The organism is Microbacterium sp. Se63.02b, assembly GCF_014171575.1.
Taxonomy (GTDB): domain Bacteria; phylum Actinomycetota; class Actinomycetes; order Actinomycetales; family Microbacteriaceae; genus Microbacterium.
Genome location: NZ_CP050453.1, coordinates 4,025,872 through 4,042,785, shown reverse-complemented (window position 1 = coordinate 4,042,785; position 16,914 = coordinate 4,025,872). Strand labels below are relative to the sequence as shown.

Sequence of the window (16,914 nt, the reverse complement as noted above, 5' to 3'; positions counted from 1 at the left end):
CTCAGTCGCACGGGGCACCTCCACCCCATCGAAGACGGGTGACCTGGGGTTGACATCGAAGAGGCGGGGAGGTGAACGGCATCGTGGTTCGAATCCGATATCTTGCCGTGCGAGCGCCGTGAGCCGGGGGACCCGTGTCCGCTCGCCCGTGTACCGTCCGTCGCAGAACCGCGCACCAGGAAGGTACGTCGACATGAACCGTCAGTCTCCCAGGAGCATCGTCCGTCGGATCGGCGATCTGTTCGCAGGACACGGAGCCCCGCCCACGCCGTCCATACCCCCGGAGGTGACGGATCCGGGACACGGGGATGCCGTCGTCGCCGCGGAGACGCGCTACGCCGGGTCCCTTCGGCGGGCCGTCGGTGTGGCGGCTTTGGTCGCCGTGCTGCTGGTGGGCATCCAGATCCTGCTCGCGTGGTTGACGGCCACGGGCGGGGCAGCCGCAGGGCAGCGGAGTCCGATGATCTCTCCGGCCACCCTCACCGTGGAACAGGGCGGGACGGCGCTCGTGCTGCTCCTGCCGGCATCGATCGCACTGCAGGTGCTGCTGCGGATGCCCCGTGACCCCGAGAGCACGGGTTTCGAGGACTCCGTCGCCCACCGACAGTTCTGGGGCAGGGTGGCCGTCGTGGTCGCGATGGCGTCGGCGTTCGTGGCGCTGTCGTCGTTCCTCGGGGCGATGGCCGTCAACTTCGGGGCCGGAACGCTCGACGTCGTGCAGATCTTCGGCATCCCGGTCGGCGCGGCGTTGACACTGCTGATCGCCGCGGATGCCGCGGTCCTGGCCGATCTCGAGGCGGAGCGGCTCAGTCTGGCGTCGAGCCGGGCGAACGACGCGGTGGTCAAGATCGAGGACGCGATCACCCGCATCCCCGGGACGGCCGACCCTCATCCCAAACGCTCCCTCGTCGTGCAGGGACTCGTCGTCGGGATCCTGGTGATCGGTGCAGCGACGGCCGGGGTGTTCCTCCTCGTCCGGAACCCGGGGCTGACGGCGGCATTCGCGTTCTTCGCCACGGCGCTGTCGCTGTTCGCTCTGGGAACTGCGACCCAGATCGTCCCCTCACTGCTCCAGGCGAAGATCCTCGATGCGCTGCTGGTCCTCGTGCCTCCGGCTCTCGTCACGCTGGTGGTCGTGCTCGAGGGCTCCACCTCGGCGATGCCGCTCATCGCGGGGACGGACGAGCAGCGCTATCTGCAGGGGCTGGCGTACGGGTTGCTGATCACGGTTCCGCCGGCGCTGATCGTCACCTTCCTGCTCGTCCCTCGAGGCCGCGAGCGGGTGTCGTCTCCCTTGTTCGCGGTGGCCCGAGCCGCGTTGGAGGCTCAGATCGGCCGGCTGCGGAACCAGCAGGGCGCGCAGCGGCCGCCCCCTGGCGTGTCCTGAGCACGCTGTCGATCATCACGAGCCTCCTGCCTCCGGTGTCCCTGGTGCTCGTGGTCGCTGCGACCTGGCTTCGGAAGCAGAGCGACGATCGACGTGTGGCGCTGCTTGTCGTCGCCTGGGTGTTCACGGTGGTCGTGGCGGTGATGGAGATCGCCGCGCTCGTGATGCTTCCCCTGTGGTGGTCTGCGCTCTAGGAACGGAAGACGCGGATCCGTCACACTCGCCCCGGTACGCTGGAACCCATGCTCAACATGGCCGACGGCCTCGTCCGCCTCGGTGCGCTCGCCGAGAATCCGGTCGTCCGCACCCTCGCGACGGCGTTCGAGAAGGTCGGCTTCGATCTCGCGGTCGTCGGCGGGCCGGTGCGTGACGCGCTGCTGGGCCGAATGACGCACGACCTCGACTTCACGACGAACGCGTCGCCCGACGACATCCTGGCGATCGTCACACCGATCTCGACGGCCCAATGGGACATCGGCCGTGCGTTCGGCACCATCGGCGCGCGTGTGCAGGGCGAGCAGGTCGAGATCACGACGTATCGCGCCGACAGCTACGACGGTGTGACCCGCAAGCCCACGGTCGAGTTCGGCGACACGATCGACGGCGACCTCGTGCGCCGTGACTTCACCGTCAACTCCATGGCCCTGCAGGTGCCCGGCGTGAAGCTGATCGATCCGACCGGCGGCGTGGAAGACCTCGTCTCGGGCGTTCTGCGCACACCGGCCGATCCCCGCGTGTCCTTCGGCGACGATCCGCTACGGATGCTGCGCGCGGCACGATTCAGCGCTCAACTCGGGTTCCGCGTCGATGACGCCACAGCGGAGGCGATCGCGGAGCTCCGCGAGACCCTGAGGATCGTGAGCCCGGAGCGCATCCAGTCCGAGCTCGTGCGCCTCATGCAGACCGACGACCCGGTGCGGGGCATCCGCGTGCTGGTCGACACGGGCCTGATCGACGAGTTCCTGCCCGAGGTCACCGAACTGCGCCTCGAGGTCGACGAACATCACCACCACAAGGACGTCTACGAGCATTCGCTGACCGTGCTCAGTCAGGCGATCGAGCTCGAACACGTGCGTCATCCCGGCGCGGCGCCCGATGTGCCGCTGCGCATCGCCGCACTGCTGCACGACATCGGCAAGCCGCGCACCCGCAAGCTCGAGCCGGGGAGTGGTCACGTTCCACCACCACGACGTGGTGGGCTCGCGGATGGCGCGCAAGCGGCTGCAGGCACTGCGCTTCGACACCGACACCACGAATGCCGTCGCCACGCTCATCGAACTGCATCTGCGCTTCTTCGGGTATGCGGAGGAGCGTGGACCGATGCCGCGGTTCGCCGCTATGTCCGCGACGCCGGCGATCTGCTGGAGCGCCTCCACATCCTCACCCGTGCCGACGTGACCACGCGGAACAGGCGCAAGGCCGGTCGTCTGTCGAGCGCCTACGACGACATCGAGTCGCGCATCGCCGCGCTGCGCGAACAGGAGGAGCTCGACTCGATCCGTCCCGAGCTCGACGGCAACCGCATCCAGCAGGTCCTCGGCATCGCGCCGGGGCGGGAGGTCGGAGAGGCGTACAAGTTCCTGCTCGATCTGCGTCTGGACGAGGGAGTCCTCGGCGACGAGGTCGCGGAGCAGCGCCTGCGCGAGTGGTGGGCCGCCCGCGGCTGACGCCCCGTCCCGGTGCACCTGTCGGGAGGATGTGCACCTGTCGGGAGGTCTTGCGGCGATTCGTCCGGCAGGGGTCCGCGCTCCCGACAGATGGGACGCGGCGGACCGGGGTGCCGCCAGAGCGGGCTATTCCGCCCGTGGCCTCGCGCTCGTACACTGAAGCAACGCACGTGCTCGAGATCGGAGACCGCTGTGTCTGCGCCGTGGCAGGTATCCCGCGAGTCGCTCCCCGCGACGTCACGACTGCTCGTCGAGCGTGCGCATGAGGAACTGGTCGCCGGCAACCTCCACGACCGGCGGCTGCAGGAGGTGCGTCCACTCGTCCGCGAATCGTGGGAGCGATCCTGGCGACGTCGCGTCGGCCCGGAGGGTGCTCCGCCGATCGACCTGGTGAGCGAGGAGCTCGAGGCGTATCGTCTCGCGCACCCGCTGGCATCGGCGATGGACATGATCCGTGCGCTGCTGCTGCCGGGAGAAGCGGCGGACACCGGTGTGATCATCGCCGTGGGTGACCAGGCGGGGCGACTGCTGTGGATCGAGGGGGACCGTCAGCTGCGTTCGCTCACCGACGACATGGGTTTCGTCGCCGGAGCGAACTGGTCGGAGGATGCCGTCGGCACGAGTGCACCAGGGACCGCTCTCGCCCTCGGCCGCTCGGTGCAGATCAGGGGAGCGGAGCACTACAACCGGCTGGTGCATCCGTGGTCGTGCACGGCCGCACCGGTGCGCGACCCCGAGACGAAGCGCGTGCTCGGGTGATCGACATCACCGGCGGCCCCGACGTGGTCTCGCCCCAGGCGCGGCTGCTGGTCGATGCGACCGCGCGTGCCGTGGAGTCCGAGCTGATGGTCGCGCGGCTGCAGGCGCGGAGCGAGACGCCTCGCACGAAGTCCCCGTCGAAGGCGCGCACCCCGGTGACGTCCCGTGCGACTCTGCACGTGCTCGGGCGTGACAGGGCACGGTTGGAGACCGAGTCGGCGCACGGCGAGTCGATGGTCGAACTCAGTGCACGGCACGCCGCGATCCTGTTGATGCTCGCCGTGCACCGCCAAGGCCTCTCGGCAGAGCGCCTGTGCGAACTCGTGTACGGGCCGGAGGTATCGCCGGACACTCTGCGGCCGGAGATGGTGCGGCTGCGCAAGGTGCTCGAGCGCACAGCGCCGGACCTCGTGCCCGAGTCGCGCCCGTATCGCCTGCCCGTCGCCCTCGACACCGATGCGCAAGACGTGCTGTCGCTCCTCGACCGCGGGGCGCACCGCGTGGCACTGACCGCCTATCGAGGACCGGTGCTTCCCGAGTCGACGTCGCCGGGGGTGGAGGAGTTCCGCGAGAGCGTGCGTGCGGCGCTGCGAGAGGCGATGCTGTCGGAGGCGAGCCTCGACGTGCTGCTCTCGTACGCCGAGATCCCCGAGGGCCAGGCCGACGCCGAAGCGCTCCGGCTCGCCCTGGAGATGCTCCCCGCGCGCTCGCCGAAACGCGCCGGACTCGTCGCGCGGATCGAACGCCTCACGGCCGACTGACCTCGAGACCGCAACCAGGTGCAACGTTGCGCATCGGGGTGCAACGTCGCGCGACCTACCTTCGGAGAAAGCCGCACACCGAAGCGCGGCCCCGTCGAAGGAGACCCCCATGAGCATCGTCGAAGAAGACGTGTCCCTCGCCTATGCGGCCCCCGGCCAGCCGGGCGCCCTCGCGAACTATCGCCCCCGGTACGGTCACTACATCGGCGGCGAGTTCGTCGATCCCGTCAAGGGCCAGTACTTCGAGAACGTCAGCCCCGTCAACGGCAAGCCCTTCACCGAGGTCGGGCGCGGCACGAGCGAAGACATCGATCGTGCGGTCGACGTGGCCTGGAGCGCGTTCGCGACCTGGGGCAAGACCAGCCCCGCCGAGCGTTCGGTGATCCTCAACCGCATCGCCGACCGCATCGAACAGCACCTCGAGGAGATCGCGGTCGCCGAGACCTGGGAGAACGGCAAGCCCGTGCGCGAGACCCTCGCCGCCGACATCCCGCTCGCCGTCGATCACTTCCGCTACTTCGCCGGTGTGCTGCGTGCTCAAGAGGGCGGCATCAGCCAGCTCGACGAGAACACCGTCGCGTACCACTTCCACGAGCCGCTGGGTGTGGTCGGGCAGATCATCCCCTGGAACTTCCCGATCCTGATGGCCGTGTGGAAACTCGCGCCGGCGCTCGCCGCGGGCAACTGCGTCGTCATCAAGCCGGCCGAGCAGACTCCGGCCTCCCTGCTGTTCCTGTTCGACATCATCGGCGACCTGCTGCCAGCCGGTGTCGTGAACATCGTCAACGGATTCGGCATCGAGGCGGGGGCTCCGCTCGCGCAGCACAAGCGGATCCGCAAGGTCGCCTTCACCGGAGAGACCACGACCGGGCGGCTGATCATGCAGTACGCGTCGCAGAATCTGATCCCCGTGACGCTGGAACTCGGGGGCAAGAGCCCGAACGTGTTCTTCGAAGACGTCGCGCGCTCGACCAGCGATCCCTTCTACGACAAGGCGCTCGAGGGCTTCACGATGTTCGCGCTGAATCAGGGCGAGGTGTGCACGTGCCCGTCGCGCGCTCTCATCCAGCGTTCGATCTACGACGGATTCCTCGCCGACGGTCTGGAGCGGGTCGGGAAGGTCGTGCAGGGTAACCCGCTGGATCCGGCGACCATGATCGGCGCCCAGGCGTCGAACGATCAGCTCGAGAAGATCCTCAGCTACATCGACATCGGAAAGCAGGGCGGCGCGCGGCTGCTCACCGGCGGAGAGCGCGTCGACCTCGGTGGCGATCTGAGCGAGGGCTTCTACGTCGCTCCGACCGTGTTCGAGGGCACGAACGACATGCGCATCTTCCAGGAGGAGATCTTCGGTCCCGTGTTGTCGGTCACGTCGTTCGACGGCTTCGACGACGCGATCTCGATCGCCAACGACACGCTCTACGGACTCGGCGCCGGGGTGTGGAGCCGCAGCGGCGACACCGCGTATCGGGCGGGCCGTGCGATCGAGGCCGGTCGGGTGTGGACGAATACGTATCACCAGTACCCGGCGCACGCGGCCTTCGGCGGGTACAAGCAGTCGGGCGTGGGCCGCGAGAACCACAAGATGATGCTCGACCACTACCAGCAGACGAAGAACCTCCTCGTCTCGTACGCGGAAGGGCCGATGGGCTTCTTCTGAGCTCGCTTCCGGGCGGGCGTTGCGGCGTCCGCCCGGATCCATCCTCGAAGGGCGGAACCATGGTCAGCATCGGCACCTACCAGCGGGTCGACGTGACGGATGCTGCGGCGTCACTCGTCCGCGACCTGACCGCGCAGCACGGTCCCCTCATGTTCCATCAGTCGGGCGGGTGCTGCGACGGCTCTGCGCCCATGTGCTACCCCGTCGGCATGTTCCTGACCGGAGCGTCGGACGTGCTCCTCGGGCGTCTCGACGTCGGACTCCCGGATCCGGTCGAGGTGTTCATGTCGGAGTCGCAGTTCGGGTACTGGAAGTACACGCACCTCACGATCGACATCGTGCCGGGGCGCGGTGCCGGCTTCAGCGTCGAGGGGCCGACCGGGATGCGCTTCCTGATCCGGTCCCGGATGCTGAACGACGCGGAACTGGAGTACTTCGGGCTGACCGCCTAGTCCGCTTTGCGCGGGCGACGCTCACCCGGTGACGCCGTCGAGCAGCGCCTTCGATGCGCGGGTGCGCGCATGCAGAGCCTCGGCGAGGGCCGCGACGGCGGGGAGGCGCAGCGACTCGGGGCGCGCGACCAGATAGTACGGGAGCTTCTCGGCGAAGACCGACGGCAGCAGCCGCACGAGGTCGTCGTGCCGGTCGGCTGCGAAACAGGGGAGGAGTCCGATCCCCGCACCCGCCCTCGTGGCCTCGACGTGCACGAACACGTTCGTCGAGGTGAGGCCGTCCTGCATGTGCGGAACGAGACGGCGAGGCAGATCGAGGGCGTCGACCTGCAGCATCGAGTCGACGAAGTACACCAGTCGGTGCTGCTCCAACTCTTCCCGGGTCGCAGGCGTTCCGGTGCGCTCCAGATAGTCTCGCGCCGCGTACATGCCGAGCGTGTAGGTGCCGAGCTTCACGGCCTGCGCCCGACTGGTCTGCGGAGCGCCGACCACCACCTCGAGGTCGAGGCCGGCGCGGTGCTCGGCTGCGCGTCGTGTCGCAGCGACGATCTCGACCGTGAGTCGCGGATGCGTGAGACGCAGCTCGGCGACGGCCGGCGCGGCGATGTAGGCGCTGAAGCCGTCGGTGGCCGACATGCGGATCACACCGGAGATCGGGTCGGGGGCGTCGGCATCGCTTCCGTCGAGCTGCGAGAGCGCGGCCTCGATGCGTCCGGCACTCTCCGCGGCCGACCGGCCGAGATCGGTGAGCTCCCAGCCCGCAGGGGATTGCGCGAGCACGCGCCCGCCCAGCGCTCCTTCGAGTGCGGCGATGCGGCGGGCCACCGTCGTGTGGTCGAGCCCCAGGTGCACGGCGGCGCTGGTGTAGCGTCCGGTGCGCGCCACGGCGAGGAGCACGAGCAGATCGTCGGCGCGAGGGCGCAGGGCGGGATTCATTCTGCAATTATGCACATGGGATGTGCAGCACTGGGCGTTGATGCAGATGGCCGGATCGCGAACACTTGACCGTGGTGTCACCGTCGACACCCGAAGGAGAGACATGACATCTTCCGTGAGTGCGGCGTCGACCACGCCGCCCGTATCCACCTCCAAGCTCAAGCGCGTCGTCGCCGCCTCCATGGCCGGAACGGTCGTCGAGTGGTACGAGTTCTTCCTCTACGCCACGGCCGCGAGCCTCGTGTTCGGCACCTACTTCTTCCCCGCCACGGGGTCTCCGCTCGACGGCATCATCGCGGCGTTCGTCACCTACGCGGTCGGTTTCATCGCGAGACCGCTGGGCGGCATCGTCTTCGGTCAGATCGGTGACCGGTTCGGCCGCAAGCCCACGCTGCAGGCGACGATCGTCATCGTCGGGGCGGCGACCTTCCTGATGGGATGCCTGCCCGGGTTCCAGAGCATCGGCTACTGGGCGCCTGCCCTGCTCGTCGCCCTGCGGTTCCTGCAGGGCTTCGCCGTCGGCGGCGAATGGGGTGGCGCGGTGCTGCTGGTCGCGGAGCAGAGTCCCGATCGCTCCCGCTCGTTCTGGTCGAGCTGGCCTCAAGCGGCGGTGCCGGTCGGGAACCTGCTGGCCACGCTCGTGCTCCTCGTGAGCTCCTGGGTCATGAGCCCGGCCGCCTTCCTCGAGTGGGGGTGGCGCATCGCGTTCTGGCTCTCGGCCGTGATCGTCCTGGTCGGCTTCTACATCCGTCGGCACGTCGAGGAGGCGCCGATCTTCCTGGAGGCCAAGGCGCAGGTCGAGGCCGAGAAGGCGACTTCGTACGGGGTGGTCGAGGTGCTCCGCCGTTACCCGAAGGGCATCCTGCAGGCGATGGGGCTCCGCTTCGCCGAGAACATCGTGTACTACATCGTCGTCAGCTTCACGATCGTGTATCTGAAGACGGTGCACGAGTACGACACGAGCCAGCTGCTGCTCGCCCTCCTCATCGCCCACGTCGTGCACTTCGCGATCATCCCGCAGCTCGGCCGTCTCGCCGACCGTTGGGGACGCACGCCCGTCTACCTGACCGGGGCGATCCTCAGCGCCACATGGGCCTTCTTCGCGTTTCCGATGTTCGACACGCTCAACCCCGTGCTGATCGTGCTCGCCGTGACCATCGGACTCTGCTTCCACGCGTTCATGTACGCGCCGCAGCCGGCCGTGATGTCGGAGCTCTTCCCGACCAGAATGCGGTACTCCGGGGTCTCGCTCGGATCCCAGGTCACCGCGATCCTCGCCGGGTCGCTCGCTCCGATCCTCGCGATCCAGTGGCTGCGCGACTTCGGATCCTGGTTGCCGATCGCGATCTACATCGTCGCCGCCTGCGTGGTGACCGCGATCGCCGTGTTGTCGCTGCGAGAGACCAGGGGCATCTCGCTGCAGTCGATCGACGACGCCGACGCGGCCCGCGCCGCTGCGGTCTGACGTCACGAGGGGACTGACCCATGACCGATCTTCGAGGACGCACGGCTCTCATCACGGGGGGAGCGAGCGGCATCGGCGCGGCATGCGTCCGCGCGTTCGCGGGGGCAGGTGCCCGTGTGATCGTGGCCGACATCGACGGCGATGCGGCGCATGCGCTCGCGGCGGAGGTCGGCGGCGAGGCCTGGCAGGTCGACCTGTCCGACTCCGCCGCGCTCGCCACCCTGCACCTCGAGGTCGACATCCTCGTGAACAACGCGGGAGTCCAGCACGTGAGTCCGATCGAGGAGTTCGAACCTGAGCGCTTCTCGTTCATCCTGCGCCTCATGCTCGAAGCGCCGTTCCTCCTCATCCGCGCCGCGCTGCCGGGGATGTACGAGCGGGGCTTCGGCAGGGTCATCAACGTCTCGAGCGTGCACGGCCTCCGCGCTTCGGCCTACAAGTCGGCCTATGTCTCCGCGAAGCACGGGCTGGAAGGGTTGTCGAAGGTGACCGCGCTGGAGGGGGGACCGCGCGGCGTGACGAGCAACTGCATCGATCCCGGGTACGTCCGCACGCCGCTCGTCGAGAAGCAGATCGCCGATCAGGCCCGGCTCCACGGAATCCCCGAGAGCGAGGTCCTCGAGAACGTGATGCTGACCGAGTCGGCGATCAAACGGCTCGTCGAACCCGCCGAGGTCGCCTCGCTCGCGCTCTGGCTCGCGGGCGACACCGCGGGCATGGTGACCGGCGCCGGCTACACCATGGACGGCGGCTGGTCCGCGCGTTGATGCCGACGGCGGCGCACCGGGTTTCTGCATCGGCGCGGGTCGCTCGACACCGTCAGGGGTGCGCTCGATCTCGGCGATCACCGCGGCGCGCAGCCATGCCGCGTACCGCTCGGCGCCCCAGCCCGACTGCACGACGAGCTGCTGGTAGCTCTCGGGCGAGAGCAGGAACGACAGCGCATCGGCGGTCGAGGCCTCGTCGGCGCGAGGAGAAGCGATGTGGCGACGCACGAGCTCGGACACGAGCAGGCGGTAGTCGGCGCGGCGATGCTCGAGGATGCGGTTCAGGGCGTCGTCGACGACCGGGTCGGACAGCGCGGCGCCGAGCAGCACCGTCCACAGGCCGTGACCGCGTGCATTCGCCGTCGTGATCGTGGTCAGCACCGCATCGAGGAAGATGTCGTCCGGGAGATCGGTGACGCCGGCGGCGACCTCCGTGTCGGCGAGCGTCTCAGCGGCTTCGGAGCCGGAGAATGTCACCTCGAAGGCGGCGATCAGCAATTCCGCCTTGACTGCCGTGGTCTTCACGGTCTCCGCCGAGACACCGGCCTCGCGCGCGATCGCGGCGATCGTGGTGGCCTGATAGCCCTGGGTGGCGAACAAGCGTGCGGCTGCGATGACGATACGCGTGCGGGTCTCCTGCGCCTGACGGGCGCGCAGGGCGGACTTGTAGGCGCGGGGAGCAGCCTCGACCATTGACTTTCCTTACGGGGTGATGAATACTTCGACGGTACATTCAATCTTAGGGAAAGAACCCGCCATGTCCAGTTACCTCATCACGTGCACGCCCGCGCACGGCCACGTCGTGCCGCTGCTGCAGATCGCCGCCACCTCCTGGCCCAGGGCCACGACGTCGGCTTCCTCACGAGCAGTCGCTATGCCGAGCGGGTCGAAGCCGCGGGCGCGCGCTTCCTTCCGCTCCCCGCCGAAGCCGATGTCGACCTCGACGACGCCGACGGCGCCTTCCCGGAGCGCGTCGGTCTCACAGGCCCCGCGGCGCTGCGCTTCGACATGAGCACGCTCTTCGTGCGCCCCGGAGCCGCGCAGCTCGCCGCCGTCCGTGCCGAACTCGATGCGCGACCGGTCGACGCCGTCCTCACCGAACCACTCTTCGTCGGGGTGCGCTCCTGCAACTGCTCCCGGCCTCCGAGAGGCCCCCGGTCGTCGTGCTCGGCATCTTCCCGCTCGGGGCGCGCAGCAAGGACACGGCGCCGTTCGGTCTCGGCGTCACTCCGATGCCGGGGCCGTTCGGCCGACTCCGCAATGCCGCCCTGCGCACGGTCGCCGAGCGGGCGATCTTCGGGGGCGTCCAGAAGGAGGCCGACGAGATGGCGCGGCGAGAGGTGGGGCGCGACCTCGGGGGTTTCGTGCTCGACTGGGCCGGGCGCGCCGACGCCTACGTGCAGTTCACGGTGCCGGAGTTCGAGTACCCGCGTCCCGATCTCCCGGCGGGCGTGACCTTCGCGGGGCCGTTGCCGTCGCTGGCTTCCGACAGCACGGCGCCGGACTGGTGGGCCGACCTCGACGGTTCGCGTCCGATCGTCCATGTCACGCAGGGCACCATCGCGAACTCCGACTTCGGGCAGCTCGTCCTGCCGACGATCGCGGCGCTCGCGGCCTCCGACGCCCTCGTGGTGGTGTCGACGGGCGGACGTCCGGTCGACGCGCTGACCGGACGGCTGCCCGACAACGTTCGGGTGGCGGAGTACCTCCCCTACGACAGGCTTCTGCCGCTCGTCGATGTGCTGGTCACGAACGGCGGATACGGCGGGGTGCAGCAGGCTCTCGCGCACGGGATCCCGCTCGTGGTCGCCGGTCAGACCGAAGACAAGGTCGAGGTGTGCGCGCGCGTGGGGTGGTCGGGGGCCGGCGTGAATCTGCGCACGAGCACCGCGACTCCGGCGAAGGTCGCGAGCGCCGTCGAGCGGGTGCTGACCGATCCCTCGTTCCGCGCGAACGCCGAGCGGATCGGCGCGTCCATGGCGTCCGCGGACGCCTGGCGGTCACTGGACGGCGCACTGGACGACATCGTCGGACGGTGGCTCATCTTCCGCGGCGGCGCCCGTCGCTGACCCGCGGATGAAAGCGCATTCCCGCGCATGGATGCAACGCGTTGCAACCCCGTCCGGTATACCATTCTCCTATACGCCCAGCAGTGTCAGTCCCCAGCTGACGATGGGCGGGGCGGCTCAGCCGCCATGCGGAGGGAGAGTCGATCTTCTTTCGATCCCGAGGGGGGATGGGGTGGGAGTTCGGTCCCCAGCCGGCACCCACCCCCACACTCGGACTCCGCCTCAGTTCATGCGGCTCAGGAGCCAGAACGCGGCGAACGCGATCACCACGACGATGGGCACCCACGTCCCGGTGCGCTTCAGTCGGCGGCCCTGTGACGCCACGCCGGGGGGCGGCGTCAGCAGCCCTGCAGGTGCCGCGAAGGGGAGGGCATCCGCCGAGGCCGCAGCGCTCGCCGCGGACGGAGGGTTCTCGGCGATGAGACGTTCGTCACGCCACCGCGCCCACTGGTCAAGCTTCGTCAGGAGTGCTCCGACCGCACCGAACAGCCACGCCCAGGTCGCCGGGTCCAGGGTCGACACCTTGCGCTGCGTGTACAGGAACAGCCAGTCGTCGACGATCTCCACGTCGAGCTGAGCCGCGTTGTCGATGAACCGCGCCATGATGTCGGGTGTGAACAGGTAGAGCGCGTCGCGTTCGTACCCGGCAGGACAGTACAGCGTGAAGTGCTGATCGAAGTCGCCCTCGAGCGAGAGACGCTGCGCACGCTGGAACGACGCCGGGAGGTTCGAGCCGAAGCCGTTGTTGCCTTTCGCATCGAGCACGATGTTGGGCAGGGGCACGTCGAGCTTCACCGCCACGTAGCCCCAGCGGTAGGTCGTGGAGTTCTTCCCCGACTGCACCGTGTACTGGTAGTTGCCGAACTCCACGAAGCGCGGCCTCGTGCCGCGGATCAGGTCGGTCGACTGCCGCGAGCGGCCGAGGCTGAAGACCATCCCGGGGAGCGGAGGATCGACGACCTTCGGCTCGTACGACATGCCGTTCGCCTGGGCGAAGCGATGCAGCCGATACCGCGTGGTCTGCGCGTTGCGCACGCCCATCCAGATCAGGACGCCGACCGCGGCGAGCAGGAGGACGATCAGCAGCAGCGGGATCGCCAGGGCCGACGGGCTTCCGCCGAGCGAAGCGATGCTCACGATCACCCCGACCATGACCGGGATCATCACGACGGCCGCGACAGACACGGCGACGATCCCGACGACGGTCGACGCCGACATCCGCGACGACGGGCGTGATCGCAGTTCCGCGGCGAAGGCGCGCACGGCGGCAGCGTCGACCGGCTCGGTGAGCGGCCGCGCGTCGAAGGACGCCTGTGCAGATGTCACCGGTTCACCGTGTCGGCATCCCAGGTGAGGTCGGCGCCCTCCGGAATCGCGAAGGCCTCGAGTCGCTGATCTGCGCAGATCGCGTCGATCAGGGCGGCAGAGCCCGCCACGATCGTCGAGTCGAAGTCGACCTCGCTCACCATCACCCAGGTGTGGTCCTCGGGCCACAGCAGGCTCGGGCTCTGGGGTGGCCGGGGAACCCGCGTTCCTCGGCGATCCGGTCGCGCCACGGAACCTGCCGAGCCCACTCCGGGTCGGCGAAGGCGCGGGGTGGTGCCGAGAACAGCACGTGGTCGCGCATCGGGAGCCGGAGGCGCGGACCCTCGGAGATCTCGCGCGAGAGGATGCCCTCCTGCCAGGTGGCTTTGCGGAAGACGTTGTTGAACGGATCGTGCGTGCTGCGAGCGAGCATCGCCTGATGGTGTGGGTCGTCGGTGAAGGTCGGGGAACCGCCGGATGGAGTGATGCCGTAGTAGCCGAACAGATCGCCGCGGCCCTCCCAGAGCGCGACGAAGCCGGCATCCGGGGTGTGCGTGTTCTCCACGAGGTGCGTCGCGATGGCTGCCATGTGCGCGGGGGCGAGTTCGCCCTCCAGGGGGCGGAGAATTCGCGACCGTCCGGAGCGATCCGCGTGCGCCAGTCGCCGTCCGGCGGGGTCCGCACGATCCGGTGCCACTGCGCCAGCGGGTGCAGGACCGTGCCGAAGGCGGCGGCTGTCTGCGCCCAGGTCGCGGGCTCATCGACGAACTGCTCGAGGAGCACATGCTGCTCCCCTTCGGGCAGTCGATCCCACTCTCCGGAAGACGGCACCGGGCGGTCCGGCAGCGACCGGACGATCGCCGGATGGAGGATCCGTGCATAGGAGGGGAAGCCGCGCGGAACCACCCCGTGCATGGTCTCGTAACCCGCATCGAGCCGCTCGCGCAGCCATGCCCCCGCCGAGGGATCAGACATCCACTCCATGCGACAAAGCTACCGGGGATCACTGTCGCCGATACGACCGCCGCCACTACGGTGGGAGTCGGCCACGCAGGCCGACCGTCTGGGGGAGATCAATGCTGAATCAGGCCGAAGCCGTGCCCCGAGAGCGGATCTTCCGCCGCCATCCCGTCCGCTCCGCCGTCGGGGCGATCGTGCTCTCCGCCGTCCTCTCTGCGGCGACGCTGTTCCTGCTCCCGACGTTCCTCCCCGGGGATGAACATCGCCACGCGCGGTCTGGTCGTGCTGATCGTCGCGGTCGCGCTGACGGTCGCCGTGTTCGCCGGGTTCTTCTGGTTCCGCAACATCCGCATCGTCGTGCGGCCCGACGCGGTCGAGATCGGGAAGGCGGGCGGTCGCGAGACGTTCTCGCGAGCGACCACCGTCTTCCGCTCGAAGATCACCGAACACCGCACCAACGGGCTGCCCAGCGGCACCACCCGCGCCCTGATCGTGCACAGCGGCGGACGGGAGATCACGTTCGAGCTCCCCGGCTACACGAGGTCCCTGTTCAACGAGCTGATGGCGACGCTGAACCCGATCGCGCAGCCGCTGTTCGACGACCCGGTCGAGGCAGCCCGCGCCGCTGCGCACCTGCCGACGCAGTTCACGATCGACGCGGCGGGAGAGCGGCGGGTCGCCGCGCGGATCACGATCGCCGCTGTCGTGTTCCTGGTGATCGCCGTCGCCGTCGGGCTCCTCGCACTGATCCCGGGCTTCCTCGAGGGGAGCTCTCGGCCCTCATCCTGCTCGCGCCGTTCGCCGTGCTCGCCGCCGTCGGATTCGGGATCGGCGCCCTGCAACGCCGTCGCCTCGTCCGCTCGATCCCGGCGCAGCTGTCGGTCGACTCGCAGGGCATCCGCGTCGACGGCGTCGACATCCCCTATGCGCAGGTCGACCGCCTCTGGCTCACGCCGCCCGCGTATCCCGTCAAGCGCATCCGGTTCGAGCGCGCGGCGGCGAGGGCCACCACGTATCTCGTGTCTTCGCCTCGTGTGCAGATCACGCCGGACTATGACGATCTGCTCGCCGCGGTCCGCGCCAGAACCGCGCATCGGCCCGGCATCGTCTCGCTGGACCTCGAATGACGGAGGAGTCCGGGTCTCCGCGGTCGGCCTACGCGCCGGAGTACCCGATCCGCACCGAGCGACTGCTCCTGCGACCCATCGCCCCCACGGATGCCGCCGCGATGCACGCGTACAAGTCGGATCCGGACTCCGTGCGCTACGTGCCGTATGCGCCGCTCGACCTCGCCGCGGTCGAGCAGCGGATCGCCACGACCTGGGCGAACACCCGCTTCACCCAGGAGGGCGATGCCGTCTGCCTCGCGGTCGAACACCGTGCGAGCGGCGAGCTGGTGGGCGACGTGGTGCTGTTCTGGCGCAGCGAGTCGGATCGTACTGGTGAGGTCGGCTACATCTTCGACCCGCGCTTCGCCGGGCAGGGATTCGCGGGCGAGGCCGTCGCCGCACTGCTCGCGCTCGGCTTCGACGGACTCGGCCTGCATCGCATCGTCGCGCGGATCGACGAACGGAACATCGGGTCTGCGCGGGTCGTCGAACGGCTCGGGTTCCGGCGCGAAGCCCGGCTCGTGGAGAGCGAGTGGTTCAAGGGCGAGTGGGCGACGCTCCTCGTGTACGCCCTCCTCGAGAGGGAATGGCGAGAGCGCCCCGCGGGGCCTGGCCCGTGACGGCATCCCCCATAATCGAGGAGTGACTGCGACAGCAACCCTTCCTTCCCTCGACGGCCGCCGCTTCCGGATGGTCTCCTCCACGACCTCCGCGGTCGACCCCGAATCGCCGAGCATCTTCGAGTACTTCGAGCGCGACGGCGCGATCTGGGGCGGTTACGAGGGCGACACCGTCACGTTCGGGAAGTTCGTCGGCACGCGCACCGGGGACACGATCTGGGTGTCGTTCGTGCACGTGCTCAAGGCGGACGGCTCGGTGGTCACCGGCGACGGCGAGAGCGAGCTGGAACTCATCGACGGTGGCGGTATCCGCCTCGTGGAGCACTACGAGATGCACGGCCTCCCGCAGTTGAGCGTGTGCGAGGAGATCCCGGTGCGCTGAGGGGTCCTCAGCGCGGCGGCAGGGCGTCCCGACCTGGTGACGCGGGCGTCCAGCGCGTCATGCCGAGCGGGATCTCGGTGTCGCGCTCCGGCAGGTCGGCCGGCAGCAGGTAGGGGCGGCGGATCACCTCGTCGAGCACGACCACGCTGACGACCGTGCGGACCTCGGGCAGCTGGGCGATCACGCCGGTCGAGAACTCGTGCACGCCGCTGACGTCCACGGCGCGGATCAACAGCATCGCGTCGTGCTCGCCCGTCGTGATCGCGCACCACTCCACGTCGGGCATCTCGAGCACGCGTTCCCGGAACGACGCCCACGCCTGGGGCATCACGGTGACGAAGACGAGCGCGCCGATCGAGAGTCCTGCCTTCGCCTGGTCGACCCTGGCGCTGAAACCCGTGATGACCCCGTCGTGCACCAGAGACTCGACGCGCGTGTACGCATTCGCGCGGGAGATCCCGACCGTGTCGGCGAGGGCCGCGATCGAGACGCGACCGTTATCACGCAGCACATCGAGGATTCTGTACGCGGTCGCGTCCAAAGGGGCGGCACTTCGTCCAGAATGCTTCGACTGATCCGCATCCTTGCTGGACATATTGCTCCTGACATCCGAGG

Annotated in this window: 18 protein-coding genes and 1 pseudogene; 12 read left to right on the top strand and 7 right to left on the bottom strand. The window is 68.9% G+C overall.

Annotated features, from left to right (window positions below; translation table 11 throughout):
* Positions 1-193: 193 nt before the first annotated feature.
* The 6 genes from G4G29_RS20235 to G4G29_RS20215 all read left to right on the top strand — a co-directional run bounded on the left by G4G29_RS20235 (position 194) and on the right by G4G29_RS20215 (position 6,686).
* Positions 194-1,387: a hypothetical protein gene (locus tag G4G29_RS20235; RefSeq protein ID WP_183151357.1), complete on the top strand. Its 1,194-nt coding sequence runs from the start codon at positions 194-196 to the stop codon at positions 1,385-1,387.
* Between the two features lie 242 nt (positions 1,388-1,629).
* Complete coding sequence (locus G4G29_RS20230; protein ID WP_244632263.1) at positions 1,630-3,054, top strand: CCA tRNA nucleotidyltransferase; 1,425 nt, start codon at positions 1,630-1,632, stop codon at positions 3,052-3,054.
* 192 nt (positions 3,055-3,246) lie between these two features.
* Positions 3,247-3,813, top strand: a complete 567-nt coding sequence (locus G4G29_RS23225) for a hypothetical protein (RefSeq protein ID WP_244632262.1) — start codon at positions 3,247-3,249, stop codon at positions 3,811-3,813.
* Positions 3,810-4,574 (top strand): hypothetical protein, encoded by a 765-nt coding sequence (locus G4G29_RS23220; protein ID WP_244632261.1) that lies wholly within the window; start codon positions 3,810-3,812, stop codon positions 4,572-4,574. The genes G4G29_RS23225 and G4G29_RS23220 overlap by 4 nt, the downstream gene beginning before the upstream one ends.
* Before the next feature lie 109 nt (positions 4,575-4,683).
* Positions 4,684-6,234: an aldehyde dehydrogenase family protein gene (locus G4G29_RS20220; RefSeq protein WP_183151356.1), complete on the top strand. Its 1,551-nt coding sequence runs from the start codon at positions 4,684-4,686 to the stop codon at positions 6,232-6,234.
* 59 nt (positions 6,235-6,293) lie between these two features.
* Positions 6,294-6,686, top strand: a complete 393-nt coding sequence (locus G4G29_RS20215; protein ID WP_183151355.1) for a DUF779 domain-containing protein — start codon at positions 6,294-6,296, stop codon at positions 6,684-6,686.
* A gap of 21 nt (positions 6,687-6,707) precedes the next feature.
* Here the strand turns inward: G4G29_RS20215 and G4G29_RS20210 are convergent, their stop codons facing one another.
* Positions 6,708-7,622: a LysR family transcriptional regulator gene (locus G4G29_RS20210; RefSeq protein ID WP_183151354.1), complete on the bottom strand. Its 915-nt coding sequence runs from the start codon at positions 7,620-7,622 to the stop codon at positions 6,708-6,710.
* 103 nt (positions 7,623-7,725) lie between these two features.
* On the opposite strand from G4G29_RS20210, the gene G4G29_RS20205 reads away from it, so the two are divergent.
* Both G4G29_RS20205 and G4G29_RS20200 read left to right on the top strand, forming a co-directional pair.
* A complete protein-coding gene (locus G4G29_RS20205) occupies positions 7,726-9,087 on the top strand; it encodes an MFS transporter (protein WP_183151353.1) in 1,362 nt (453 codons plus the stop codon).
* A 20-nt stretch (positions 9,088-9,107) separates the two neighbouring features.
* Positions 9,108-9,854 (top strand): 3-hydroxybutyrate dehydrogenase, encoded by a 747-nt coding sequence (locus G4G29_RS20200; protein WP_183151352.1) that lies wholly within the window; start codon positions 9,108-9,110, stop codon positions 9,852-9,854.
* A gap of 568 nt (positions 9,855-10,422) precedes the next feature.
* On the opposite strand, the pseudogene G4G29_RS23215 reads toward G4G29_RS20200, so the two are convergent.
* Positions 10,423-10,547: pseudogene (locus G4G29_RS23215) on the bottom strand (TetR family transcriptional regulator); the annotation flags it as partial.
* A 470-nt stretch (positions 10,548-11,017) separates the two neighbouring features.
* On the opposite strand from G4G29_RS23215, the gene G4G29_RS20190 reads away from it, so the two are divergent.
* Positions 11,018-11,923 carry a nucleotide disphospho-sugar-binding domain-containing protein gene (locus G4G29_RS20190; protein ID WP_244632260.1) on the top strand — a complete coding sequence of 302 codons (906 nt, stop codon included), beginning with the start codon at positions 11,018-11,020 and terminating at the stop codon, positions 11,921-11,923.
* 222 nt (positions 11,924-12,145) lie between these two features.
* On the opposite strand, the gene G4G29_RS20185 is transcribed toward G4G29_RS20190, so the two are convergent.
* From G4G29_RS20185 to G4G29_RS20175, 4 genes are all read right to left on the bottom strand, one after another.
* Complete coding sequence (locus G4G29_RS20185) at positions 12,146-13,249, bottom strand: hypothetical protein (protein ID WP_183151351.1); 1,104 nt, start codon at positions 13,247-13,249, stop codon at positions 12,146-12,148.
* Positions 13,246-13,395, bottom strand: coding sequence for a hypothetical protein (locus tag G4G29_RS23210; protein WP_244632259.1), 150 nt, complete (start codon positions 13,393-13,395; stop codon positions 13,246-13,248). The genes G4G29_RS20185 and G4G29_RS23210 overlap by 4 nt, the downstream gene beginning before the upstream one ends.
* Entirely contained in the window at positions 13,392-13,817 is a 426-nt protein-coding gene (locus tag G4G29_RS23205) for a hypothetical protein (RefSeq protein WP_244632258.1), read from the bottom strand. The genes G4G29_RS23210 and G4G29_RS23205 overlap by 4 nt, the downstream gene beginning before the upstream one ends.
* Before the next feature lie 484 nt (positions 13,818-14,301).
* Positions 14,302-14,706 (bottom strand): hypothetical protein, encoded by a 405-nt coding sequence (locus tag G4G29_RS20175; protein ID WP_183151350.1) that lies wholly within the window; start codon positions 14,704-14,706, stop codon positions 14,302-14,304.
* A gap of 285 nt (positions 14,707-14,991) precedes the next feature.
* On the opposite strand from G4G29_RS20175, the gene G4G29_RS20170 reads away from it, so the two are divergent.
* The 3 genes from G4G29_RS20170 to G4G29_RS20160 are packed head-to-tail and all read left to right on the top strand — an operon-like array spanning position 14,992 to position 16,299.
* Positions 14,992-15,315, top strand: a complete 324-nt coding sequence (locus tag G4G29_RS20170) for a hypothetical protein (protein WP_183151349.1) — start codon at positions 14,992-14,994, stop codon at positions 15,313-15,315.
* Positions 15,312-15,917 carry a GNAT family N-acetyltransferase gene (locus tag G4G29_RS20165; protein ID WP_183151348.1) on the top strand — a complete coding sequence of 202 codons (606 nt, stop codon included), beginning with the start codon at positions 15,312-15,314 and terminating at the stop codon, positions 15,915-15,917. The genes G4G29_RS20170 and G4G29_RS20165 overlap by 4 nt, the downstream gene beginning before the upstream one ends.
* 22 nt (positions 15,918-15,939) lie before the next feature.
* The gene (locus tag G4G29_RS20160) at positions 15,940-16,299 is read left to right on the top strand and encodes a hypothetical protein (protein ID WP_244632257.1); all 360 of its coding nucleotides are present in this window, start codon (positions 15,940-15,942) and stop codon (positions 16,297-16,299) included.
* A gap of 7 nt (positions 16,300-16,306) precedes the next feature.
* On the opposite strand, the gene G4G29_RS20155 is transcribed toward G4G29_RS20160, so the two are convergent.
* Positions 16,307-16,894: an Lrp/AsnC family transcriptional regulator gene (locus tag G4G29_RS20155; protein WP_244632256.1), complete on the bottom strand. Its 588-nt coding sequence runs from the start codon at positions 16,892-16,894 to the stop codon at positions 16,307-16,309.
* Positions 16,895-16,914: the final 20 nt, after the last annotated feature.

What these genes read in the sequence shown, in the direction of transcription:
- G4G29_RS23205 (WP_244632258.1), bottom strand. Translation starts at nt 13,817, where the DNA reads ATGGCAGCCATCGCGACGCACCTCGTGGAGAACACGCACACCCCGGAT.
- G4G29_RS20200 (WP_183151352.1), top strand. Translation starts at nt 9,108, where the DNA reads ATGACCGATCTTCGAGGACGCACGGCTCTCATCACGGGGGGAGCGAGC.
- G4G29_RS20235 (WP_183151357.1), top strand. Translation starts at nt 194, where the DNA reads ATGAACCGTCAGTCTCCCAGGAGCATCGTCCGTCGGATCGGCGATCTG.
- G4G29_RS20230 (WP_244632263.1), top strand. Translation starts at nt 1,630, where the DNA reads ATGCTCAACATGGCCGACGGCCTCGTCCGCCTCGGTGCGCTCGCCGAG.
- G4G29_RS20210 (WP_183151354.1), bottom strand. Translation starts at nt 7,622, where the DNA reads ATGAATCCCGCCCTGCGCCCTCGCGCCGACGATCTGCTCGTGCTCCTC.
- G4G29_RS20155 (WP_244632256.1), bottom strand. Translation starts at nt 16,894, where the DNA reads ATGTCCAGCAAGGATGCGGATCAGTCGAAGCATTCTGGACGAAGTGCC.
- G4G29_RS20165 (WP_183151348.1), top strand. Translation starts at nt 15,312, where the DNA reads ATGACGGAGGAGTCCGGGTCTCCGCGGTCGGCCTACGCGCCGGAGTAC.
- G4G29_RS20215 (WP_183151355.1), top strand. Translation starts at nt 6,294, where the DNA reads ATGGTCAGCATCGGCACCTACCAGCGGGTCGACGTGACGGATGCTGCG.
- G4G29_RS20205 (WP_183151353.1), top strand. Translation starts at nt 7,726, where the DNA reads ATGACATCTTCCGTGAGTGCGGCGTCGACCACGCCGCCCGTATCCACC.
- G4G29_RS20220 (WP_183151356.1), top strand. Translation starts at nt 4,684, where the DNA reads ATGAGCATCGTCGAAGAAGACGTGTCCCTCGCCTATGCGGCCCCCGGC.